Source organism: Nocardiopsis sp. TSRI0078, assembly GCF_001905145.1.
Taxonomy (GTDB): Bacteria; Actinomycetota; Actinomycetes; order Streptosporangiales; family Streptosporangiaceae; genus Nocardiopsis.
In genome coordinates, this window is the sequence record NZ_LWLB01000016.1 from 18,291 (window position 1) to 41,781 (window position 23,491).

A 23,491-nucleotide genomic window follows, 5' to 3' on the forward strand; every position below is an offset into this window, starting at 1 on the left:
GACGGGCACCCCAGTAGAACCGGCACAGCGCAACGAAGAGGGATCCGCCGCCCGCCGTCCAGCGACGCGGCCGCGGTCCAAGGAGGGTGGTACCGCGGGGCCGCGCGCCTCGTCCCTCCGTCAGGAACACCCCTGATGGAAAGGTACGACGGTGGCCAACGACCCCCGGCCCGAATCCCGAGCGCTGCCCCAGCTGCCCGCGCAGATCGACCTGCCCGCCATGGAGCGCGAGATCCTCGGCCGCTGGTCGAAGGAGAACGTCTTCCAGCGCTCGCTCGACCAGACCCGCGGCGGCCCCAACTGGGTCTTCTACGAGGGTCCGCCCACCGCGAACGGCCAGCCCGGCGTACACCACGTCGAGGCCCGCGCGTTCAAGGACGTCTTCCCGCGCTTTCGCACCATGCGCGGCTACCACGTGGACCGCAAGGCGGGCTGGGACTGCCACGGCCTGCCCGTCGAGGTCGCCGTGGAGAAGGAGCTGGGCCTGTCCGGCAAGAAGGACATCGAGTCCTTCGGCATCGCCGAGTTCAACGACCGCTGCCGCGAGTCCGTCCTGCGCAACGTGGACGCCTTCACCGCCATGACCGAGCGCATGGGCTACTGGGTGAACATGGACGACGCCTACCGCACCATGGACCCGCAGTACGTGGAGTCGGTGTGGTGGGCGCTCAAGCAGATCTGGGACAAGGGGCTGCTGGTCCGCGACTACCGGATCAGCCCCTACTGCCCGCGCTGCGGCACCACCCTGTCCGACCACGAGCTGGCCCAGGGCTACGAGACCGTCACCGACCCGTCGGTGTACGTGCGCTTTCCGGTGACCTCCGGCCCGCTGGCCTCGCCCGACCACCCCACCTCGCTCCTGGTGTGGACGACCACCCCGTGGACGCTGGTGTCCAACACCGCCGTGGCCGTGCACCCCGAGGTGGAGTACGTGGTGGCCACCGACGGGAACGAGCGCCTGCTCGTGGCCCGCCCGCTGCTGGAGAAGGTGCTCGGCGAGGGCTGGGAGCTCACCGGCGAGAGCTTCGAGGGCGACGAGATGGAGCGCTGGACCTACGAGCGTCCCTTCGACCTGGTGCCCTTCGACGAGCCCGCCCACTACATCGTGCTCGCCGACTACGTCACGGTGGAGGACGGTACCGGCCTGGTCCACCAGTCGCCCGCCTTCGGTGCCGACGACATGCTGGTGTGCCGCGCCTACGGCCTGCCCGTGGTCAACCCGGTCCGCCCGGACGGCACCTTCGAGGCCGACCTGCCCCTGGTGGGCGGGGTGTTCTTCAAGGAGGCCGACAAGACCCTGGTGCGCGACCTCAAGGACCGCGGCCTGCTCTTTCGCCACGTGGCCTACGAGCACTCCTACCCGCACTGCTGGCGCTGCCACACGGCGCTGCTGTACTACGCGCTCCCGTCCTGGTACATCCGCACCACCGCGGTCAAGGACGCGCTCATCGAGCAGAACCAGGCCACCAACTGGGTGCCGGAGAACGTCAAGGAGGGCCGCTTCGGCGAGTGGCTGCGCGGCAACGTCGACTGGGCGCTGTCCCGCAACCGCTACTGGGGCACCCCGCTGCCGATCTGGGAGTTCCCCGACGGCCGGCAGATCTGCGTGGGCTCCCTGGAGGAGCTGGGCCGCCTCAGCGGGCAGGACCTGTCCTCCCTGGACCCGCACCGGCCCTACGTCGACGACATCGTCATCCCCGACCCGGACGCCGACCCCTCCCTGCCCGAGGAGGAGCGGGTGGCCCGCCGCGTCCCCGAGGTCATCGACGCCTGGTTCGACTCCGGGTCCATGCCCTTCGCCCAGTGGGGCGCCCCGCAACGCGACGAGGAGACCTTCCGGGCCAACTTCCCGGCGCAGTACATCTCCGAGGCCATCGACCAGACCCGCGGCTGGTTCTACTCGCTGCTGGCGGTGAGCACCCTGGTGTTCGGCCGCAACTCCTTCGAGAACGTGGTCGTACTCGGCCACATCCTCGCCGAGGACGGCCGCAAGATGAGCAAGCACCTGGGCAACGTCATGGAGCCGATCCCGGTGATGGACCAGCACGGCGCCGACGCGCTGCGCTGGTTCATGCTGGCCAGCGGCTCACCGTGGACCGCCCGCCGGGTGGGCCACTCCGCCCTGGAGGAGATCGTCCGCAAGGTGCTGCTGACCTACTACAGCACCGTCTCCTTCCTCACCCTGTACGCGAACGCCGGCGAGGGCTGGGACCACTCCAGGCTGGCCGCGGCGCCCGAGCCCGAGGACCGGCCGCTGCTGGACCGGTGGCTGCTGTCGGAGCTGAACGAGGTCGTCCGGGACGTCACCGAGGCGATGGACTCCTTCGACACCACCACGGCCGGGCGCCGCCTGACCGCCTTCGTGGACGACGTGTCCAACTGGTACGTGCGCCGCTCCCGGCGCCGCTTCTGGGGCGGGGCCGACACCCCCGAGGGCGCGGCGGCCTTCGCGACGCTGTTCGAGGCCCTGGAGACCGTCACGCTGCTGATGGCGCCGATCGTGCCGTTCCTGACCGACCACGTGTGGTCGGCGCTGCGCCGCCCCGGCGCGCCGGACTCGGTGCACCTGGCCCCGTGGCCGAAGGTGCGCGAGGACCTCATCGACCCGGAGCTGTCCGGCAACATGGCGCTGACCCGCCGCCTGGTGGAGCTGGGCCGCTCGGCCCGTGTGGACTCGGCGGTACGCACCCGCCAGCCGCTGGCCCGCGCCCTGGTGGGCGCCCCGGGCTTCGCCGACCTGCCGGAGCAGCTGCGCGGCCAGATCGCGGACGAGCTGAACGTGACCGCGCTGGACTCGCTGTCCTCCGTGGGCGGCGACCTGGTGGACTACATCGTCAAGCCCAACTTCCGCGCGCTGGGCAAGCGGTTCGCCAAGCGCACGCCCCTGGTGGCCAAGGCCATCCAGGCCGCCGACCCGGCCGCTCTGGTGCAGCAGGTGCGCGACACCGGCTGGGCCCGGGTACACGTCGAGGACGAGCCGGTGGAGGTCAACTCCGACGAGCTGCTGGTGACCGAGCAGCCCCGCGAGGGCTGGGCGGTGGCCTCCGAGTCCGGTGAGACCGTCGCCCTGGACCTGGAGCTCACGCCCGAGCTGCGCCGCGCCGGCCTGGCCCGCGAGATGGTCCGGATGCTCCAGGACGCCCGCAAGAGGAGCGGCCTGGACGTGTCGGACCGCATCGAGGTGTGGTGGGCGGCCACGGACGAGGCCACCGGGCTGGCGCTCGACGAGCACGGCCGTGCGATCGCCGCCGAGGTCCTGGCCGACACGTTCGCGCCCGGCGACCCGGGCGGGGACCTGTACACCGCCTCCTCCGAGGAGTTCGGTGTGGCCTTCGGGTTCCGCCGGGCCTGATCGGACCCGGCAGCGCGAAACGGGCGCCGCTCCGGTGGGAGTGGCGCCCGTTCCTTTTCGTGTACGGGTTCAGCGGCCGTCGCCGGAGCCGCTGCCCGGGTCGTGCTCCGAGGCGGCGGAGCCGTCCTCCCCGGCCGGGGGGCCGACGGGCACGCGGTAGCTGAAGGGCGCGGAGCGCTCGGAGCCCTCGTCGCCGAAGGTCCCGGTCCCCTCACCGTCGTCCTCGCCACGGGCGGCGCCGTCCTCCTCCGCACCGCGCGCGGCCACCGGCTCCGGGGCCTCGGCGACCGCCTCGAAGGGGGCGGTCTCCGGATCGTCCGTGTCCTCGGTACCGACGCCCGCCTCCTCCGCCTGGTCCCCTGAGGTCTCGCCGGAGGGCTCGCCGGAGACGTCCTCCCCGGTCGCCCGGTCCGCCTCCTCCACCCGCTCCCCGCAAGCCTCGGAGGAGGTCTCGTCGAAGACGTCCCCCTCGACCGCTCCCTCGGAGGAGCCGTCGGGAACGCTGTAGGAGAAGGCGGGCCGCGGGGGGTCGGCGGCCGTGTCGTCCGCCTCGTCCGCTTCCCCGGCCGTCTGGTCCTCTTCCTCCTCCACCCGGTACCCGGAGCCGTCGGAGACGTCCTCCCCGGTCGCCCGGTCCGCCTCCTCCACCCGGTCCCAGGAAACCTCGGAGGAGGTCTCGCCGGAGACGTCCCCCTCGACCGCTCCCTCGGAGGAGCCGTCGGGAACGCTGTAGGAGAAGGGAGAGGCGTCCGGGGCGTGCCCACCGTTCCCGGGGCCGGATTCGGAAGCCGTGTCGGACGTCCGTTCCCCGGATGCCCGGGCCGGGACCTGCCAGCCGCTCCCGTCGGGGGTCTCCCAGCGGGAGGGCTCCTCCTCGGCCGGGGCGGGGCCGGAGGCCGCCGTGTCCGGTTCCGGCCACTCGTGGGCCGTGGGAGTCTGCCAGCGGGGAACGTCGTACTCCGGCTCCTCGTGACCGGAGTCGTCCGGTGGCTGAGGAGGGGGCGGCCAGGAGTGGTGCTCCTGGCCGGGGAACTCCCGCGCCGGTCCGGAGACCGGCGCGGGCACGCGCCCGGAGTGCTCCGGCTCCACGTGTGTGCCCGATGCCGCCGTGTGGGCGGTCGCGGTGTGGACGGACGCCTTCCCCAAACCGTCCGTCCCGAAGCGATCCGGGCCGTCCCCGCCGGACCTTCCCCGGACGAGCGCCCCCAGCAGCAGGAGGGCGCTGATGCCTGCCAGTCCCAGTGCGACGTACACCAGGACGGTCTCGGCGAGAACCAGGGCGGCCGTGATGACGGCGATGGCCGCCAGCACCGCCACGGTTGCGAGGATGCTAAGGATCACGGATCGACCAGGGCCTTTACACGTGTTGTGCCGGAGTCTTCAGTTGTTCGGAACAAGATGCCGCCGGGTACTCAGCGACGCTCGTGCGGAGCCTCGCCCGGGTGGAACCCACCGTGCTGGGCGGGCTCGGGCTGCCCGAACGGGTTGCCCGCCGCGGGGCCGTGCTGCTGGAGAGCGGGCGTACCGCCGGTCTGCGGAGCCATCGTCTGGAAGCCGCCCGTGGTGTTCGGGTTCGGCTCCGCGGGCTTGTTCTCCTCGTTGAGCTCACGCAGCTGGCGCTCGAAGTAGTCCTTGAGGCGGCTGCGGTACTCGCGCTCGAAGCCCTTGAGGACGTTGACCTTGTGCTCCAGCTCCTCGCGCTGCTGGACGAGGCTGCCCATGACCTGGCGGTGGCGCTCCTGGGCGTCGCGGTCCAGGTTCTCCGAGCGGGCGCGGGCCTCACCGATGATCTGGTCGGCCTGCTGGCGGGCCTTGCCGAGGATGTCCTCGGACTCGTGGCGGGCACGGCCGAGGGTCTCGTCGGCCTCGCGGCGCGCGTCGGAGATCGCCTGGTCGGCGGTCTGCTGGGCGAGGGCCAGGACGCGGGCGGCCGTGTCCATGTTCTCCTCGCCGCCCATGGCCAGGTTCGCGCCGGTCATCGGCATCTGCTGCTGGGCCGGGGGCTGCGGCTCGACGGCCTGGGGAGCCTGGACCGGCTCGGGGCGCATCTGCTCGTGCTGCTCAGGGCCCTGCTCCTGGAAGTCCTGCATACCGGCGTTGGGTACCTTGCCCCGCAGGCACTCGGCCAGCTTGCCGCGCAGTTCCTCGTTCTCCTGGATCAGCCGGTCGAGCTCGGACTCGACCTCGTCGAGAAAGGCGTCGACCTCTTCCTCGTCGTATCCCGGTCGGAGCCGGGTGGTACTGAACTGCTTGTTCCGCACATCGGCGGGTGTTAGCGGCATCTTCGTCTCCTTGGCGCGCTTGGAGTCTGTCCGTAGGGACGCTACCTGATCGTGACCTTACGGCAATCCGGATCATGACCAAGACCACATAGCGGAATCGGGGCGGACCCTCCGCCCCCCGTTTCCCTCCCTGCTAAGCAAAGGGCCTGAGCAGGGCCATCAAGATGTACACCCCGATGAAGAGGACCAGGACGCTCAGATCAAGTGCGACGCTCCCCAGGCGTACCGGCTTGATGAACCGGCGCAGGAACCTCAGTGGCGGGTCGGTGATCGTGTACACGATCTCGGCGATCACGAGCACGAACCCCGTGGGGCGCCACGTTCTGGAGAAGGACTGCACCATCTCCAGGATCACCCTCGCCAACAGCACGAAAATGAAGAGCTGCAGCAGGATGATCAGCACGGACACGATACTCACGGTCGTTCCTCGACCCAATCTCTGGACAAATGTGATGTTCTAGCTCTGATTGAAGAACCCTCGCTCGGCGATCCGCGCCTTGTCCTCGGCGGTCACCTCGACGTTGGCCGGGGACAGCAGGAACACCTTGTTGGTGACGCGTTCGATACTGCCATGCAAACCGAAGATCAGGCCAGCCGCGAAGTCGACCAGACGCTTGGCGTCGCTGTCGACCATCTCGGTCAGGTTCATGATCACCGGCGTGCCCTCCCGGAAGTGCTCTCCGATGGTACGCGCCTCGTTGTAGGTGCGGGGATGGAGCGTCGTGATTCGAGCGAGGTCGGCGGTGGAGGCGGTCGTGGTCGTGCCACCGCGTCGTTCACCTGTGCCCAGGTAGCCGCCGGGGTCCGTCACTGCGTCGCCTCGTGCTTCCTCGCCGGGTGGGCTGTCAGCGTCGCGGGCGCGCTGCTCGTCCACTCCCTCGTCGAAATCGTCGAACTCATCATATTCGTCCGCATAGCGGTGATCGTAACGGTCGTCCTCCACGAGGCCGAGGTAGACCGCCATCTTGCGCATCGCGCCGGCCATCTCATGTCCTCCGTCGTCCCCGCGGCCTTCACCGCAGCCGACTCCTCCGTACTGACCCGTCCGGCCCCGTGCTTTCGGGGGTGGGCGCCCATTGGGGCGAATTCCACAGACGGGCTCCAAGGTCTATGTGGGGACATTACCCCACGATCGGTTCCCGGTTGCCGAGCAACGCCGTACCGAGTCGCAGGTGTGTCGCGCCTCGCTCGATCGCCGCTTCGAGGTCCCCGCTCATACCCGCGGAGATCACCGTCGCCCGCGGGTGGCGGTCCCGGATCCGGTCGGCGACCGTGCGGAGCCGTGCGAACGCGTCACCGGGATCGCCCTCGCGGGGGGCGACCGCCATCACACCGCCGAGGGTGAGCGCCTCGTGCTCGTCGACGCGTGCGGCGAGTTCGAGCGCGTCACCGGGGTCGACGCCTCCGCGCGGCCCGATCACCCCCGCCCGCGAGTCCTCGTCGAGGTTGACCTGGACCAGGCAGGTGAGGCGGCGGCCGGCCGCGGCGGCGCGCTCGCCCAGGGCCCGCGCCAGCCTGGCGCGGTCGACCGAGTGCACGACGTCGGCGTAGGAGGCCACCGACCTGGCCTTGTTGGTCTGCAGCTGGCCGACGAAGTGCCAGGTCAGACCGAGGTCGGCGGTCTCAGCCGCCTTGGGGGCCGCCTCCTGGTCCCGGTTCTCCCCCACGTCGGTGACTCCGAGGGAGGCGAGGATCCGTACGTCGGAGGCCGGATAGGTCTTGGTGACGGCGACCAGCGACACCTCCCCGGGGTCCCGGCCGGCCTTGGCGCAGGCCGCCTCGATCCTGGCCCGTACGGCGGCGAGGTTGGCGCGGACCCGCTCGACGCGAGCGGGGTCGGCGTGTGTCACGGTCCTCCTTTCCTGGGACGGATCCCACTGCTGTTACTTCCAGCACCCTCGTACCTACTACACCACGCCGGCCTGCCATGACACGGCGCCTGCGCACCCCTTCCCGACCGGGAAGCGGTGGGGCGCGCGGGATGGGCGGGTCACAGGAACCAGGAAGCATCTGTGTGTCCCTTGTGGCCCTGGAACACATCCTGGCGGCCCGGTACGACAGTCAGGCCCGCCAGAGGAAGGACGCGAACCTTCCGGTCGGCGCGTCCCGGCGGTGGGAGAACAGCTCGGGGCTCTCCAGGGTGCAGCGGCCGTCGGCGCGGACGTCGGTGACGCCCGCCCGGCGCAGCTGGGCGGTGACGGCGGCGCGCATGTCCACTCCGGCGGTGCCCTTCCGGGTGGTGCAGGCCGCCTCGGGGGTGTCGCGCGCGGTCTCGTCCCGTACCCGCGGCGGCACCTCGTAGCATCCGCCGCAGATCGCCGGGCCGAGGAGGACGGTGGTCCTGTCGGGCCGGGCGCCCTGGTCGGCCATGGCCGCGACCAGGTTGGCGGCCACCCCGCGGGCGGTGCCGAGACGTCCGGAGTGGGCGGCGCCCAGCACGCCCGCCTCGGCGTCGGCGGCCAGGACGGGAAGGCAGTCGGCGGACAGCGAGGCCAGGACCAGGTCCGGGCGGGTGGTGACCACACCGTCGCAGGTGCCCACGTCGCCGGGTTCGGTCGCCACGAGGACGTCGGCGCCGTGCACCTGGTTCATCCACACGATCCGGTCGGCGTCGAATCCGAGGTCCCTGGCGGTGGTCTTGCGGTTGGCGAGTACCGCCTCGCGGTCGTCGCCCGAGGCCAGCCCCAGGTTGAGCGAGTCGTAGGGCGGGGTGCTCACCCCTCCGCGCCGTTCGGTGACGGCGGCGCGTATCCCGTGCCCCAGATCGATGACGTTGCCCATCCGTTCGCGTCCTCCCGCTCCTCGGGAGGGGCACGGTCCGCGTCGCGGACCATGGAGCCGGCGCGGTCGCCTTCGGCCCGGCCGGGCCGAAGGGTCGTGCCGAGGAAGGAAGAAAAGTGGCCGGTTCCGGCCCCGCCGTCCCCTCGGTCCAGGACCCTACCACCGCTGTCGCGGGCCCGCCCGGCCGGAGCACCCGGCGGCCGGCCGCCGACGGCCTGCGGCGGAGGTGGTCGCGCCGATGCGCCCGACGAGGCCCCGCCGCGGCGGCCCGGAGACTCACCGCCCCTTCCAGGGGCCCGTGCGAGGCCCCCGTTCCCGGGCCGAGAGGTCCCGGGCGGGGCTTCTACTTGAGGAACTCCGGCACGTCCAGGTCGTCGGGGTCGTCGAAGATGACCCGGCGCCGGGGCGTGGGAGCCTCCCCGCGCCGCTCGGCGGTGGAGTCCGCGACGGCGTGGATGCGGCCGGGCTGGCTCTCCCCGTAGGCGGGCGCCTCCTCCTGAGTGTCCTGCGGCTCCTCGTTCTCGACGGGCTCGGCCGCCGGGGCGGAGTGCGGGGCCTGCGCCGTGAACGCGGAGGCGCCGTGGGCCGGGGTGTGCGCCGCCTGCTCCGGCTCGGCCGGCGCGGGCTGCTCCTGCGGAGCGGGCTCGGCCTCGACCGGCTGCTGGACCTGCTGCTGCGGCTGGACCGGCTGCTGCTGCACGGGCTGCTGCTGCACGGGCTGCTGCTGGGTCTGCTGCGGCTGGACCGGCTGCTGCTGCACGGGCTGCTGCTGGACCGGCGGCGTCTGCGGACGGGCCGCCTCCGGGGCGGGCTCGGCCGAACGGTTCTGCGTGATCCACGGCATGCTGGTGGCCGACGTCCCGCTCGCGCCCGCCTCGGCGGGCGCCGCCGGAGCGGACGACTCCTCCTTGGCGGACGTGATGCCTGCCTTGGGGACGACGGCCTCAGGAGGGTCCACCGGACGGCGCTCCCTCACCACCGCGCCCGCGATCTCCGGTTCGTCGAACCCCGCCGCTATGACGGTGACGCGGACCTCGTCGCCCAGGGCGTCGTCGATGACGGCGCCGAAGATGATGTTGGCCTCGGGCGCCGCCGAGTTCGCGACGAGCTGTGCCGCCTCGTTGATCTCGAACAGTCCCAGGTCGGAGCCGCCCTGGATGGACAGCAGCACACCGTGGGCGCCGTCGATACTCGCTTCCAGCAGTGGTGAGGAGATCGCCATCTCCGCCGCCGCGACCGCCCGGTCGTCCCCGCGCGCGGATCCGATGCCCATGAGTGCCGACCCCGCCCCCGACATGACCGACTTGACGTCGGCGAAGTCCAGGTTGATCAGTCCCGGTGTGGTGATCAGGTCGGTGATGCCCTGCACACCGGAGAGCAGGACCTGGTCGGCGGCCTTGAAGGCGTCCAGCACGCTGACCTGGCGGTCGGAGATGGACAGCAGCCGGTCGTTGGGAATCACGATGAGCGTGTCGACCTCCTCGCGGAGCATCGCTATCCCCGACTCGGCCTGGGTCGCGCGCCGCTTGCCCTCGAAGCCGAAGGGGCGGGTGACCACACCGATGGTGAGGGCGCCCAGGGAACGGGCGATGTTGGCCACGACCGGGGCGCCGCCGGTACCCGTGCCGCCGCCCTCACCGGCGGTGACGAAGACCATGTCGGCCCCCTTGAGGACCTCCTCGATCTCCTCCCGGTGGTCCTCGGCGGCCCTGCGGCCGACGTCGGGGTTGGCTCCGGCTCCGAGGCCGCGGGTGAGTTCGCGGCCGACGTCGAGCTTGACGTCGGCGTCACTCATCAACAGCGCCTGGGCGTCGGTATTGATGGCGATGAACTCGACGCCTTTGAGCCCCTCTTCGATCATTCGGTTGACGGCGTTGACACCGCCGCCGCCGATGCCGACGACTTTGATGACCGCGAGGTAGTTCTGCGGTGCTGCCACGACGAGGGGCCTTTCCGCTCGCATACGCCGTTCCGCCTCCGCCTCCGGTGGCTGTGTGCCACCGGACAACGCCGCCGGACCGGCATCCGGTTCTACAGTGTGCGTTTCGGGTTCCCCGACGAAACGTGCGTGACGCCGTGATCGGGGGACCCCGGGCCGCCGGTTCCGTCTTCCGTCTGACTGGCGGGACCCATGTGGTCCGCCGTGAAACGGGGTGGAACGGTTCCTGCGTACCCGAAAAGCGTGTTTTGCTGCTTTGTTGACGTTGGTTGTGCTTCCCGACAGTAAGCGGACCGCCGACCACGGGCAACCGGTGACGAGTTCAGCCTAACGTCGCACGACACGGGGAAGCGATGTGCGCTCCCGGCGCGTCGCGTCTGGAATGTCCGCGCGGACCCTCCCGCACCCGGACGCGCCCGGCCGGGAGGCGCCCCCGCCGGGCGAGGAGCGGCCCCGCCCGCCGCGTCCCCTCCTTTTCCGGGTCCTGGGCAACGCTTCACCTGACGATGGCCAGGTCGGGGGTCGCCACGTCGTACACACGCCCCTCCTGCGGCGGGTGCTCGCTCATGAGCGCCCGCAGGACGGCGCTCTTGTCGTCCGTGCCCTCCGGCGACCCCCACTCGACGCGGGAACCGTCGCCGAGCTCGACGACGATCGCGTCGGCCTCGGTGGCGTCGATGAGCCGGATCCGGGAGAGGAGGGGGTCCGGAACCCGTTCGACGATGTCCGCGGCCGCGCGGACGCCGCCGTTGCCCTCGATCTCCCCGGTGACCCGGAGCAGCGGGTGGGTGTCGGGGCGGTGCTCGGAGTCCTCGATGCGCACGCCGTCGCCGTCCACGAGCCGGTACTCCTCCCCCACCCTGACGGCCAGCAGGGGCCGGCGCTCGACCACCTCGACCTCCAGGGTGGCGGGCCAGCCGCGTGTGACCGTGGCCGACTCCACCAGGGACAGGGACTCGGCGCGCTCGCCGCTCTGGTCGAGGTCGACCCGGAGCAGGGGGGTGCCGGTGGGCACGCCCACGGCCGCGACCACCTCCTCCGCGGAGACGCGCTCCACGCCGGTGACCGCGACGTCGCGGACCACGAGCAGACGGGAGCCGAGCAGGATCCAGGTGACCACGCAGACCAGGGCGACGACCAGCAGCGCCACGAAGGCGACCTTCCACGGGTCGGACCCCCCGCGCGTCCCGGTCCTCCCGGCGGCCCCGTCCCGCTCAACGTCCACCTGCGCCCTCCCTACTGTGCGCTCGTCCTGCTCCGTGCCCTCCCGCCCCCGTCAGGGACGGCCCGGCGCGTGGGCGGGCGGCACGGCCCCGCGATCAGCCCCGGGCGCCGTCGTCCGCCCCCGCGACGGTGTCCACGATGCGCGGACCCAGCTCGGTGACGTCGCCCGCGCCCATGGTGAGCACGATGTCGCCGGGGCGGACCAGTCCGGCCACCCTGCGTACGACCTCGTCCCTGCCGGGCACGTACCACACGCGGTCGTGGTCCACACGCGAGGTGATCAGCTCGCCGGTGACCCCGGGCTCGGGGTCCTCCCGAGCGGCGTAGACCTCCATCACCACGACCTCGTCAGCCAGGCCCAGCGCGGCGGCGAAGTCCTCGGCGAAGATGCGGGTGCGGCTGTACAGGTGCGGCTGGAAGAGCGCGACGACGCGTCCCCCCGTGTACTCCTGGCCCTCCTCGCGCGCCTGCTCGGCGAAGGACTCCAGAGCCGCCCGGGTGGCGCGCAGGTCGGCCTCGATCTCGGTGGGGTGGTGGGCGTAGCTGTCGTAGACGGCCACGCCCCCGGCCTCGCCCTTGAGCTCGAAGCGGCGGGCGGCACCGGCGAAGTCGGCGATGCCCTCCACCGCCACCTCCAGGTCGTGGCCCAGCTCGTCGGCGACGGCGACGGCGGCGGCCGCGTTGAGCACGTTGTGGCGGCCCGGGACGGCGAGCAGGCCGTCCACCGGCTCGCCGTCCGCGGTCCGGACGGTGAACTCGGTGGTGAAACCGCGTGCGCGCACCCGGGTGATCCGGTAGTCGGCGTCCTCGGCCTCGCCGTAGGTGAGGACCTTCTTCCCGCGCTCGCGGGCCAGCTCGGCCACCTGCCGGGCCCCCGGGTCGTCGACGCCCACGATCAGGGTGCGCTCGACGCGGTCGACGAACGAGGCGAAGCCCGCGTGGATCTCCTCGATGCCGCTGTAGTTGTCCAGGTGGTCGGCCTCGACGTTGGTGACCACGGCGATCTTCGGCGAGAGCATGAGGAAGGAGCCATCGCTCTCGTCGGCCTCCACCGCGATGACCTCGCCCATGCCGGCGTCGGCCCCCAGGCCGGTGGTGACCAGCCTGCCGCCGATCACGTAGCCGGGGTCGACCCCCAGGTGCTGGAGCACGACCGTGACCATGGAGGTGGTGGTGGTCTTGCCGTGGGTGCCGGAGACGGCGATGCCCTCGCGGCCCAGCAGCAGCGCGCCCAGGGCGGCGGCCCGGGGCAGCACCCGCAGGCCCCGGCGGCGCGCCTCGACCAGTTCGGGGTTGTCCTCGCGGATGGCGGAGGAGACCACGAGGGTCTCGGCCGTGCCGAGGTTCTCGGCGGCGTGGCCCACGTGGACGTCGGCGCCCATCTCCTCCAGCTCGCGCAGGGTGTCGCTGTCGCGGGCGTCGCTGCCGGAGACCTCCACCCCGGACTGCAGCAGTACGCGGGCGATACCGGACATGCCCGCGCCGCCCAGGCCGATGAAGTGGGTACGTCCCAGCTTGTCGACGGGGACCGGCTCGGTCGGCCTCACCAGGCTCATCGGGTGTCCTTCCCGTCGTCGTAGAGGACCTCGTCGCCGTCGTCGTCGGGCAGCGGCAGGTCGGGGGTGGGCTTGTCGCCGCGGGCGATGGCCGTGACCTCGCGGGCCAGTTCCATGTCGGCGTCGCGGCGGCCCATCCGGGCGGCCGCCTCGGACATGGCCACGACCCGGTCGGTGTCGGTGAGCACCGGGATGAGCTGGCTCGTGATCCACTCGACGGAGACGTCGGCGTTGCCGACCATCAGTCCGCCGCCCGCCTGGACGATGGGCTCGGCGTTCAGCGCCTGCTCGCCGTTGCCGATGGCCAGGGGCACGAAGGCGCCGGGCAGGCCAACCGCGGTCAGCTCGGCGCAGGTCATCGCGCCCGAGCGGCACATGGCCATGTCGGCGGCGGCGTAGGCCATGTCCATACGGTCCACGTAGGGCACGGCGACGTAGGGGACGCCCGCCTGGGTGAGGTCCTGGGGCTCCTCGGCGTTCTTGGGGCCGACGACGTGCAGGACCTGCACACCGCTGTCACGGAAGGCGTCGCGGGCGGCGAAGGCGGTCTCGTTGATGCGCTGGGCGCCCTGGGAGCCGCCGAAGATCAGCAGGGTGGGCAGGTCGTGGCGCAGGCCGAAGTAGGCACGCGCCTTGTCCCCCATCGCCAGGCGGTCGAGCGTGGTGATCTGCCGGCGCAGGGGGATGCCGACGAAGCGGCCGTTGCGGATCTGGGTGTGGGGGTGCCCCGTGTACACGTGCGGGGTCAGGCGCGCGCCCAGTCGGTTGGCCAGGCCCGGCAGGGGGTTGGCCTCGTGCACGACGATGGGGATGCGCCTGCGCCGCGCGGCCAGGTAGCCGGGGGTGGCCACGTATCCGCCGAAGCCGACGAGGACGTCGGCCTGCAGCCGGTCCAGCTGCTCGCCCGCGGCGCTGAGCGCGCCAGCGAGCTTGCCCGGCACGGTGAGCAGCTGGGGGGTGAGCCTGCGCGGCAGGGGAACGGCCGGGATCAGTCCCAGCTCGTAGCCGCGCATGGGCACCAGGCGGGTCTCCAGGCCCCGCTCGGTGCCCAGGCAGAGGATCTCCGTACTGGGGTCGGCGCGCCGCAGCGCGTCCGCAAGGGAGAGTGCGGGCTCGATATGCCCGGCCGTGCCGCCTCCGGCGAGGGCTACCCTCATCGTCGCCTATTCCTCCTTGGCCGGTCACCAGCGGGGACCGGTCCGCTCCTGTGCTTGGCCGTCGTCCCGCCACCGCGGGGGTTCGCCGTACGCGGACCGCGTGCCGTGGTGGCGCGCCTGGAGGGCGCGGCGCCGCGGTTGTTCACCGAGGCAGCGGCATTCTCCAGGCCCAGCCAGCTTAGAGCCCTTTGCACCCGGCTGGGACCTCGAGCCTCCAGGGCCTTCTGTGCCTGGGGCTCGGTCTTGGCCAGTGCGAGGAGCACACCGAGGGCCGCCATGGTGGAGACCAGCGACGAGCCCCCGTAGGAGACCAGGGGCAGGGGGACGCCGGTGACGGGCAGCAGGCCGATGACGGCGCCCACGTTGACCATGGCCTGGCCCAGGATCCAGGTGACGATGGCGAAGGCGGCCAGGCGCGGGAAGGGCTCCTTGACGCGGAAGGCCACGCGCAGTCCGGCGTAGCCCAGCACACCGAACAGGGCGAGCACGAGCAGGGTGCCGAGCAGGCCGAACTCCTCGCCGATGATGGCGAAGACGAAGTCGGACTCGGCGAAGGGCAGGAAGCCCCACTTCTCACGGCTGGCGCCGATGCCCACGCCGAGGACCCCGCCGGTGCCCAGCGCGTAGAGCCCGTGCAGGGACTGCATGTCGGCGCCCAGCGGGTCGGCGGCGCCCGGGTCCAGGAAGCTGGTGACGCGCGCCATGCGGTAGGGCTCGATGGCGATGGCGATGACGGCCAGGCCCAGGACCAGGCCGAACATGGCCACGAAGAGCCTGCCCGGCGCACCGACCACCCACAGCAGGCCCAGGAAGGTGACCAGGAACACCAGGGCCGTGGACAGGTTGGAGCCCAGCATCACCAGCAGGACCAGCAGGCCGCAGCCGGGCAGCAGCGGGATGAGCAGGTGCCGCCACTCGGTGAGCTCGCGCAGCTCGTCCTTGCGGGCCAGGATGTTGGCGCCCCACAGGGCGAAGGCGAGCTTGGCGGGTTCGGAGGGCTGCACGACCAGGCCGCCGATGTCCAGCCAGCGGGTGGCGCCGTTGATCTGCACGCCCTGGAAGACGGTGAGCAGCAGCAGCGCCGCCGACACGATCATCGCCGGGTAGCCGACCAGCCGGAAGACCCGCTGGGGCATGTGGGAGGCCAGGATCATCAGGGGCAGGCCGATGGCGGCCGAGACCAGCTGCTTCTGGAACGTGGAGAAGGCCGAGCCGGTCTCGCTGATGGAGTCGACCATCGTGGACGAGAGCACCATGACCAGGCCCAGGGCGATGAGCAGCGCCCCGGTGCCCAGGATCAGGTAGTAGGAGGTGAGCGGCCGGTCCAGGGACCGCGCCCACTCACGCCACAGGACGCGCTCGCGCCCCTTCGTCACCGCGCGTCCCGTTGACGCCGCGCGCCCTCTGGGCCGGGCCGTCCCGGGAACCGCCGTCGTCGCCGCCATCCACACCCTCCGCACGATTCAGCGCCTCAATACTGGCGTACGCGCGGGTAGGGAACCGTGGACATTTTCCGCGTGTTGGCCATCTTTGGCCGCTGAGAGGGTGATGGAGGGCATGCCGAAGCCCGCCCGCGCGCTCGTGGTCACGCACGGGCGGGTAGGCGCTACTCAGAGCAGTCGGTCGACGGCCTCGGCGAAGAGGCGTCCCCGCTCGGGGTAGTTGGTGAACATGTCCATGGAGGCGGCCGCCGGTGCCAGCAGCACGGTGTCCCCCTCCTTCGCCAGGGAGGCGGCGGCGGAGACCACCGCGTCCATGACCGTGTGGCCCTCCGGTGCGTCGGCGGCGGGCCCCTCGACCTCGACCACGGGTACCTCGGGCGCGTGCTCGGCCAGGGCCTCGCGCAGGCGGGCCCGGTCGGCGCCGATGAGCACGGCCGCGCGCAGCCGGTCGGCGGCCATCGTCACGAGTTCGTCGACCTCGGCCCCCTTGAGCAGTCCGCCCGCGATCCAGACCACGGAGGGGTAGGCGCCCAGCGACGCGGCGGCGGCGTGCGGGTTGGTGGCCTTGGAGTCGTCGACGTAGTCCACGCCCCCCGCCGTGGCCACGAACGCGATGCGGTGCGGCTCCGGCTCGAAGGCGGCCAGTCCCGCCCGCACCGACGCGGGCGCCACACCCACCGACCGGGCCAGCGCGGCGGCGGCCAGGGCGTTGGCGACGTTGTGCGGCGCGGCCGGGCGCACGTCGGCGAGCGTGGCCAGCTCCTCGGCGGCGCTGTGCGGCTCCGCGACGAAGGCCCGGTCCACCAGCAGGTCCTCGACCACGCCGAGCTCGCCCGCGCGGGGGGTGTCCAGGCCGAAGCCCACCAGGGGCGTGTGCGGGTCGCCGTCCTCCTCGGCCAGGCGCGTGGACCAGGCGTCGGCGGTGTTGGCCACGCGGATGGTCCCGGGCGCGAACACCCGGCCCTTGGCGCGGGCGTAGGGGTCGAGCCCGCCGTGCCAGTCCAGGTGGTCGGGGGCGACGTTGAGCACGGCGGCGGCGTGCGGGCGCACGCTGGAGGACCAGTGCAGCTGGAAGCTGGACAGCTCCACGGCCAGGACGTCGTGGACGCGGCCGTCGGCGCCGGGCAGCACGGCGTCGATGACGGGGGTGCCGACGTTGCCGACGGCCAGGGCGTCGCGGCCGTCGGCGCGGAGCATGGCCTCCAGCATCCGTACGGTGGTGGTCTTGCCGTTGGTGCCGGTGACGGCCAGCCACACCTGGTCGGCGGGCTTGAGCCGCCAGGCGAGCTCGACGTCCCCGATGACCTCGATCCCGGCCTCGGCGGCCCGGACCAGCATCGGGGAGTCCGGGCGCCAGCCGGGCGAGGTGACGACCAGGTCGCAGCCCTCGGGCAGCGGGGTACCGCCCAGGACCACCTCGGCCCCGGCCTCCCGCAGCTGGGCCGCGACGGGGCGGACGGTGTCGTCGTCGCGGCCGTCGACGACGGTCACGCGGGCCCCGCGGGCCAGGAGCGCCCTGGCCACCGGGGGCCCGGACACGCCGAGGCCGGCGACGCAGACCAGCCGCCCCTTCAGCCCGTCCGGGCCGGGGACCGGGTCGTTCGGTGTGTCGGAAGCGTGGTGCGCCATGCCTACCTCGGCATCCATTCCAGGTAGAAGAGTCCGATGGCGATCGCCACGAACAGGCCCTGGATGATCCAGAACCGGATCACGATGGTGGGTTCGGCCCAGCCCTTGAGCTCGAAGTGGTGCTGCAGCGGTGCCATGCGGAACACGCGCTTTCCGGTGAGGCGGAAGGAGGTGATCTGGACCATCACCGACATGGTGATGATGACGAACAGGCCGCCGATGAGCAGCAGCAGGAGCTGGGTGCGGGTGGTGATGGCCAGGCCCACGATCAGGCCGCCCAGGGCCAGGGAGCCGGTGTCGCCCATGAAGATCTTGGCGGGCGGGGCGTTGAACCACAGGAAGGCGATGCAGGCGCCGAGCACGGCGGCGGCCACCACGGCCAGGTCCAGGGGGTCGCGGACCGTGTAGCAGCTGTCGGACAGGTAGGACACGCAGGACTGCCGCAGCTGCCAGTTGCCGATGATGACGTAGGCGCACAGGGACAGGATGGTCGCGCCGGTGGCCAGGCCGTCGAGGCCGTCGGTGAGGTTGACCGCGTTGGAGAAGCCGACGATGAGGAACAGCGCCCAGAGGACGAACAGGCCGATCATCAGCGGGGGGCCGAAGTCGCGGAGGAAGGAGAGGCTGGGGGCGGCGGGGGTGTAGCCGTAGCCGTTGGGGAACTGGGTGACGCCGTAGGCGAAGCCCACGCCGACGACGGCCTGGCCGACCATCTTGGCGCCGCTGCGCAGGCCCAGGCTGCGGCGCTTGTAGATCTTGATGAAGTCGTCGAGGAAGCCGACGCAGCCCATGCCGACGAACAGGAACATGACCAGCAGGCCGGAGGCGGTGGGTCCGGTGGAGGAGGGTTGCACCAGCCACAGCACCAGGTGGGAGCCGAAGTAGCCCACCACCGCGCCGAGGATGATGACGATGCCGCCCATCGTGGGCGTGCCCTGCTTGGTCTTGTGGCCCTCGGGGCCGTCGTCGCGCACCTCCTGGCCGAACTTGAACCGGTACAGGAGCTTGATCAGCGTCGGCATCAGCGCCATGGAGACGACCAGCGCCAGGGCTGACGCGATGGAGATGCCGATCACTGGGCATCACCTTCGGTAATGAGGTCGATGACCCTTTCGAGAGCTGCCACGCGCGATCCCTTCACAATGACGACGTCTCCTGTGCGCAACCGTTCGCGCAGCGCCGCTGCGGCCTCCGAGGCGTCCGCCACACGGACGCTCTCGCCCTGCCACAGCCCCTGCCTGGCGGCGCCCTCGGCGCCGGCGGCGATGCCCTCGGCCGCCTCCCCGACCACGATCAGGTGGGCCACGCCCGTGCGGGCGGCCAGCTCACCGATCCTCTCGTGCTCGACGCGGCCGTTCTCGCCGAGCTCGGCCATGTGGGCGAGGACGGCGATCGAGCGGCGCTCCCGGGCGAGCGCTTCCAGAGTCGCCAGCGCCGCACGCATGGACTCGGGGTTGGCGTTGTAGGCGTCGTTGACGAGTGTGGCGCCCGCGTGCTCGGTGACCTCCATGCGCCACCGGCTGACCGGGGCGGCCGCGGCGAGCGCCTCGGCGACGTCGTCGACGCCCATGCCGAGCTCGTCGGCGACCGCCGCGGCGGCCAGCGCGTTGGAGACCTGGTGGGCGCCCACGAGCGCCAGGTCCACCCGGGCCCGGCTCCCGCCCAGGTGGAGGGTGAAGGAGGGGGCGCCCGTCTCCCGCATGACCACGTCGGTGGCGCGTACGTGCGCGTCCTCCGCCAGTCCGTAGGTGACCACGCGCGCCCGGGTGCGCGAGGCCATCGCGCTCACCCTCGGGTCGTCGGCGTTGAGGACGGCGACCCCGCCGGATCCCCTGCCGTCGGAGCCGGGGGGAAGCGACTCGACCAGCTCGCCCTTGGCCTTGGCGATGGTGTCCCGGTCGCCGAACTCCCCCATGTGGGCGCTGCCGACGTTGAGGACCACCCCGATCCGGGGCGGGGCCACGCGGCACAGGTGGGCGATGTGCCCGATGCCCCGGGCGGCGACCTCCAGGACCAGGTGCCGGGTGCCGGCGTCGGCGCGGAGCACGGTGAGGGGGTGGCCGATCTCGTTGTTGAACGAGCCCGCCGGGGCGACGGTCGGACCCGCGCGGCCCACGACCTGCGCGATGAGGTCCTTGGTGGTGGTCTTGCCGGAGGAGCCGGTGACCGCGACGATCTCGGTCCGCTCCACTCCGCGCCGGGGGTCGCTGAGTTCCTGGGCCGTGTACCGGGCGAGCCGGGTCAGCGCCTCGACCACCCCGTCGTCCCCGCCCTCGGCCAGGAGGTGCGGTGCGTCGACGGGGCGGGAGACCAGGGCGGCCACCGCTCCGGCACCGACCGCGGAGGCGACGAAGTCGTGGCCGTCGACGCGCTCACCGCCCAGGGCGGCGAAGAGCGCTCCGGGCGCTGCCTGCCGCGAATCGATGACGACGGGGCCGTCGACGACGGCGTCGGGGCGCGCTGATCCGCCTAGGGCGGTTTGGGTGATCTCAGCGATCCGATCGAGCGTGAGCGCGATCAAATCCACTCCTCATGTCAGGCCCGGTCCACGGCGCCACAGGGGCGGCTGGCCACCCGGCCGGAGTCAGGTCAGGGGATGGCACCGCGGAAGCCGTGCGCTGCCGCGCCGGGCCTCACCACGGTGTCGGCATGGGCCGCGTCGTGGGCGCCACCGTGGGCGGCACGTGTCGGGCTGCGATTGCCGGACCTACCTTAGAACATATTGGGGAGTCCGGGGTCCCTCCAGGGCCCGTGTGCAGCAATATGCTCCGCTTCGTAACCGTTCGGTCGCCCCGGCGATGCGTCACGGCGCTGTGCGCCCCGGGCGCGGGAGGGGGCGCGGACACGGCCCGCGCCCCCTCCCGCCGGACGGCTCCGGCCGGGGAGCCCCGGCGTGTCATCCCCCGTCAGGCACCCTGTGGACGTCCTGGAGGGCGACGCCGAGCCGCTCGCGGGCGCTCATACCGAGGTGCTCCTCGATCATCCCGCGCAGCACCTCGCGGTCGTCGAAGGGCAGGACCTCGCCCTTGACGTACTGGCCGGTCTCGTGGCCCTTGCCGGCGACGACCACCACATCGCCCGGCTGTGCGCGCTCGACCGCCAGGCGGATGGCCTCGGCCCGGTCGAACTCCACCGTGACGCGGGCCCGCTGGTCCTCGGGGACCTTGGCGACACCTTCGAGCATCGACGAGGCGATGGCGACGGGGTCCTCGGTGCGCGGGTTGTCGTTGGTGATGACCACCTGGTCGGCCAGGCGCGCGGCGGCCTCGCCCATGAGCGGGCGTTTGGCGCGGTCGCGGTCGCCGCCGCAGCCGATCACCATGGTCACGGCGCCCTCGGTCGTGGCGCGCAGGGCGGTCAGGACCGCCTCGATGGCGCCGGGCTTGTGGGAGTAGTCGACGAGCGCGGTGAAGTCCTGGAAGGCGTGGGGGACCTCGCGCGCCACGACCGGCTCCATACGGCCGGGCACGCCGGGCGCGGCGGCCACCCCGGCGATCGCGGTCTCCAGCGGCAGGCCCGCCTCGACCAGGCCGACGATGGCGGCCATCGCGTTGGACACGTTGAAGGGCCCGGGCAGGGCGATGGAGGCGGCCGCCTCCATCCCGCCGGGACCCACGATGCGGAAGGTGCTGCCCGTGGCGCCCAGCCGCACGTCCACGGCCTGCCAGTCGGCCTCCATGGCGTTGGCGGGGTCGGCGTCGGTGTGGCCCTCCACGGAGAAGGTGGTGACGGGAACGCTGCCGTCGGCCTCCACCATGTCCACGAGGGCCCGGCCGAACCGGTCGTCGGCGTTGACCACCGCGATGTCGCAGTACTCGGGGGTGAACAGGCGGGCCTTGGCGTCGAAGTAGTCGCGCAGGTCGGAGTGGAAGTCCAGGTGGTCCTGCGACAGGTTGGTGAAGATCGCGACGTCGTAGCGCGCGGCGCCGACCCGGCCCAGCGCCAGGGCGTGGCTGGAGACCTCCATGGCGGCGGCGGTGACGCCCCGCTCGCGCATGAGGGCGAACAGGCCGTGCAGGTCGGTGGCCTCGGGGGTGGTGAGCGAGGAGACGACGCGCTCGTCGCCCACACGCATCTCCACGGTGCCGATCAGGCCGGTGTGCATGCCGGCGTGGCGCAGACCGGACTCGACCAGGTAGGTGATGGTGGTCTTGCCGCTGGTGCCGGTGGTGCCGATCAGCAGCAGGTCCTGCGCGGGCTCCTTGAAGATCCACGAGGCCGCCCTGCCGAGCGCGGCGCGCACGTCGGGGACCACGATCACGGGCAGTCCGGTGGCGGCCGCCCTCTCCGCCCCCGCGGAATCGGTGAGGATCGCGGCGGCGCCCGCCTCGGCCGCCTGCGCGGCGAAGTCGGCGCCGTGCGCGCGGGTCCCGGGCAGCGCGGCGTACAGGTCACCGGGCCCCGCCTTCCGGGAGTCGTGGGTGATGCCCCGTACGTGTACCTCCCTGTCGGGCACCTCGGGGGGTCGGTCCGCGCCGAGGTCCGGGCGCAGGAAGGTGATGTCCGGCCCGAGCAGCGCTGCGAGGGCGGACAGGGGACGAAGTGGCGTGTGTTCAGGTCGCATTACCGGTGGCACGTGTGGAGGTTAACCGTTGCGGACGACCGGTCGGTAATTTCCACGCTGCGTTCGCCGGAGTTTCCCGAACCGGGCGTTCGGCCCAGGTTACGCCCGCCGCGTCGGACGAGTCGATGACCGCCCGGTGGCCCGTCGGCCACGGGCGGGACGTCGCGCCCTAGTCTGGAGGGGGTCTTCGCATGTGGAGGTTCGGCATGCTCGGAACGGCTTCCGGCGGGCGTCCGCTGGTGCTCGACGGCGGGCTGGCCACCCGCCTGGAGTCCTACGGCTGCGACCTGGGCGGCGGGCTCTGGTCGGCACGGCTGCTGGCCGAGGCGCCGGAGCTGATCCGCCGGGCGCACCGCGACTACTTCGAGGCGGGCGCGGACGTGGCGATCGCCGCCGGGTACCAGGCGAGCGTTCCGGCGTTCACCGCCCGGGGCGTCGGCGAGGCCGGGGCCCGCGCGCTGATCGCCCGGTCGGTGGAGCTGGCGCGGGCCGAACGCGACGCCTTCGGCCGGGGTCTGGTCGCGGCCGGGGTGGGCCCCTACGGCGCGGCGCTGGCGGACGGTTCGGAGTACACCGGCGACTACGACCTGGACGAGGACGGCCTGTACTCCTGGCACCGGGAGCGGTGGCGGGTGCTCGTCGACGCCGGGGCGGACCTGATCGCCTGCGAGACCGTCCCGTCGGTGCCCGAGGCGCGGGCCCTGGCCCGGCTGCTGGAGGAGTCCTCCGGCACCCGCGCGTGGATCAGCTTCTCCTGCCGGGACGGCGAGCGCGTCAGCGACGGCACTCCCCTGCGCGATGCCGTCGCCGAGCTCGCCCCGCTGCACGCCGCCGGGCGGCTGGTGGCGGCGGGTGTCAACTGCACGGCTCCCCGGCACGTCCCGGCGCTGGTGCGTGCCGTCGCCGCGGCCGGTGTGCCGGCGGTGGCCTACCCCAACTCGGGCGAGGCCTGGGACGCGGCGCGCCGGCGCTGGACGGGCACGAGCGAGCCCGGGGAGTTCGGCCGGGCCGCCGCGGAATGGCACGCGGCCGGAGCGGTGCTCGTGGGCGGGTGCTGCCGCACCGGCCCCGAGCACATCCGCTCCGTGCGCGCCCACCTGGACCGCGCCCTCGGCCAGCAGGAGGCTTAGCGCCGGACCCTGTTCCGATGTTCCTCGGCCCCCGGGAAGTGGCCCCTCAAGGGGTAGGCATGACGTGCTCACGTCACCCGCGTGACGTGCGCGGGTTCCAGGTCCTCGACCTGCGGTGAGGCGGTTCCGTGGCCTCCACCCCTGGACACTCCCAGTAACCGAAGGTTGCACGCAGACACGGAAAGGGACGGGTTCGCCATGAAGAACACCAGCCGGACGCTGACGGTCATCGCCCTGGTCCTGGTCGGGTCCCTTGCCGCCGCCAGCCCCGCCGCCGCTGTCGTGGAAACCGTGACCCAGGTGCTCCCCGACGTCGGCGGCCTCGGTCTGCTCACCCTCCTGGGATGAGGCGCGCTGAGGTGCCGGTACGCACCGGGTGAGATGCCCCGGAAGCACAAGGCCCGCACCCCCGTCTGCACTGCTCCCCGGAAGTTG

Annotated in this window: 18 protein-coding genes; 3 read left to right on the forward strand and 15 right to left on the reverse strand. The window is 72.4% G+C overall.

Features of this window, described 5'->3' with window-relative positions:
- Positions 1–151: 151 nt before the first annotated feature.
- Positions 152–3,352 carry an isoleucine--tRNA ligase gene (gene ileS / locus A6A08_RS13565; protein ID WP_073702957.1) on the forward strand — a complete coding sequence of 1,067 codons (3,201 nt, stop codon included), beginning with the start codon at positions 152–154 and terminating at the stop codon, positions 3,350–3,352.
- 69 nt (positions 3,353–3,421) lie between these two features.
- Here the strand turns inward: ileS and A6A08_RS28215 are convergent, their stop codons facing one another.
- From A6A08_RS28215 to A6A08_RS13640, 15 genes are all read right to left on the reverse strand, one after another.
- Positions 3,422–4,669 carry a hypothetical protein gene (locus tag A6A08_RS28215; RefSeq protein ID WP_073702958.1) on the reverse strand — a complete coding sequence of 416 codons (1,248 nt, stop codon included), beginning with the start codon at positions 4,667–4,669 and terminating at the stop codon, positions 3,422–3,424.
- Between the two features lie 95 nt (positions 4,670–4,764).
- Positions 4,765–5,634 carry a DivIVA domain-containing protein gene (locus tag A6A08_RS13575; RefSeq protein WP_073702959.1) on the reverse strand — a complete coding sequence of 290 codons (870 nt, stop codon included), beginning with the start codon at positions 5,632–5,634 and terminating at the stop codon, positions 4,765–4,767.
- A gap of 133 nt (positions 5,635–5,767) precedes the next feature.
- Positions 5,768–6,052 (reverse strand): YggT family protein, encoded by a 285-nt coding sequence (locus A6A08_RS13580; RefSeq protein ID WP_073702960.1) that lies wholly within the window; start codon positions 6,050–6,052, stop codon positions 5,768–5,770.
- Between the two features lie 39 nt (positions 6,053–6,091).
- Positions 6,092–6,619, reverse strand: a complete 528-nt coding sequence (locus A6A08_RS13585; protein ID WP_073702961.1) for a cell division protein SepF — start codon at positions 6,617–6,619, stop codon at positions 6,092–6,094.
- A 136-nt stretch (positions 6,620–6,755) separates the two neighbouring features.
- Positions 6,756–7,484, reverse strand: coding sequence for a YggS family pyridoxal phosphate-dependent enzyme (locus A6A08_RS13590; protein ID WP_073702962.1), 729 nt, complete (start codon positions 7,482–7,484; stop codon positions 6,756–6,758).
- A 211-nt stretch (positions 7,485–7,695) separates the two neighbouring features.
- On the reverse strand, positions 7,696–8,415 hold the full coding sequence (pgeF, locus tag A6A08_RS13595; protein WP_073702963.1) for a peptidoglycan editing factor PgeF: 720 nt from the start codon (positions 8,413–8,415) through the stop codon (positions 7,696–7,698).
- Between the two features lie 343 nt (positions 8,416–8,758).
- A complete protein-coding gene (gene ftsZ, locus A6A08_RS13600; protein WP_073702964.1) occupies positions 8,759–10,354 on the reverse strand; it encodes a cell division protein FtsZ in 1,596 nt (531 codons plus the stop codon).
- A 496-nt stretch (positions 10,355–10,850) separates the two neighbouring features.
- A complete protein-coding gene (locus tag A6A08_RS13605; protein ID WP_073702965.1) occupies positions 10,851–11,579 on the reverse strand; it encodes a cell division protein FtsQ/DivIB in 729 nt (242 codons plus the stop codon).
- 94 nt (positions 11,580–11,673) lie between these two features.
- On the reverse strand, positions 11,674–13,134 hold the full coding sequence (gene murC, locus A6A08_RS13610) for a UDP-N-acetylmuramate--L-alanine ligase (protein ID WP_073702966.1): 1,461 nt from the start codon (positions 13,132–13,134) through the stop codon (positions 11,674–11,676).
- A complete protein-coding gene (gene murG / locus A6A08_RS13615) occupies positions 13,131–14,291 on the reverse strand; it encodes an undecaprenyldiphospho-muramoylpentapeptide beta-N-acetylglucosaminyltransferase (RefSeq protein WP_073702967.1) in 1,161 nt (386 codons plus the stop codon). Before murG ends, murC begins: the two co-directional genes overlap by 4 nt.
- Entirely contained in the window at positions 14,288–15,736 is a 1,449-nt protein-coding gene (gene ftsW / locus A6A08_RS13620) for a putative lipid II flippase FtsW (protein WP_073702968.1), read from the reverse strand. Before ftsW ends, murG begins: the two co-directional genes overlap by 4 nt.
- A 165-nt stretch (positions 15,737–15,901) precedes the next feature.
- On the reverse strand, positions 15,902–17,362 hold the full coding sequence (murD, locus tag A6A08_RS13625; RefSeq protein ID WP_073702969.1) for a UDP-N-acetylmuramoyl-L-alanine--D-glutamate ligase: 1,461 nt from the start codon (positions 17,360–17,362) through the stop codon (positions 15,902–15,904).
- Between the two features lie 2 nt (positions 17,363–17,364).
- The gene (gene mraY / locus A6A08_RS13630; RefSeq protein ID WP_378700760.1) at positions 17,365–18,393 is read right to left on the reverse strand and encodes a phospho-N-acetylmuramoyl-pentapeptide-transferase; all 1,029 of its coding nucleotides are present in this window, start codon (positions 18,391–18,393) and stop codon (positions 17,365–17,367) included.
- Positions 18,394–18,434: 41 nt separating this feature from the next.
- A complete protein-coding gene (gene murF, locus A6A08_RS13635; protein ID WP_073702971.1) occupies positions 18,435–19,883 on the reverse strand; it encodes a UDP-N-acetylmuramoyl-tripeptide--D-alanyl-D-alanine ligase in 1,449 nt (482 codons plus the stop codon).
- A gap of 375 nt (positions 19,884–20,258) precedes the next feature.
- Entirely contained in the window at positions 20,259–21,926 is a 1,668-nt protein-coding gene (locus A6A08_RS13640; protein ID WP_073702972.1) for a UDP-N-acetylmuramoyl-L-alanyl-D-glutamate--2,6-diaminopimelate ligase, read from the reverse strand.
- A gap of 206 nt (positions 21,927–22,132) precedes the next feature.
- Here A6A08_RS13640 and mmuM point away from each other — a divergent pair, with 206 nt between their 5' ends.
- Positions 22,133–23,056: a homocysteine S-methyltransferase gene (gene mmuM / locus A6A08_RS13645; RefSeq protein WP_083609107.1), complete on the forward strand. Its 924-nt coding sequence runs from the start codon at positions 22,133–22,135 to the stop codon at positions 23,054–23,056.
- Positions 23,057–23,254: 198 nt separating this feature from the next.
- Entirely contained in the window at positions 23,255–23,404 is a 150-nt protein-coding gene (locus A6A08_RS27985; RefSeq protein WP_158069280.1) for a hypothetical protein, read from the forward strand.
- Positions 23,405–23,491: the final 87 nt, after the last annotated feature.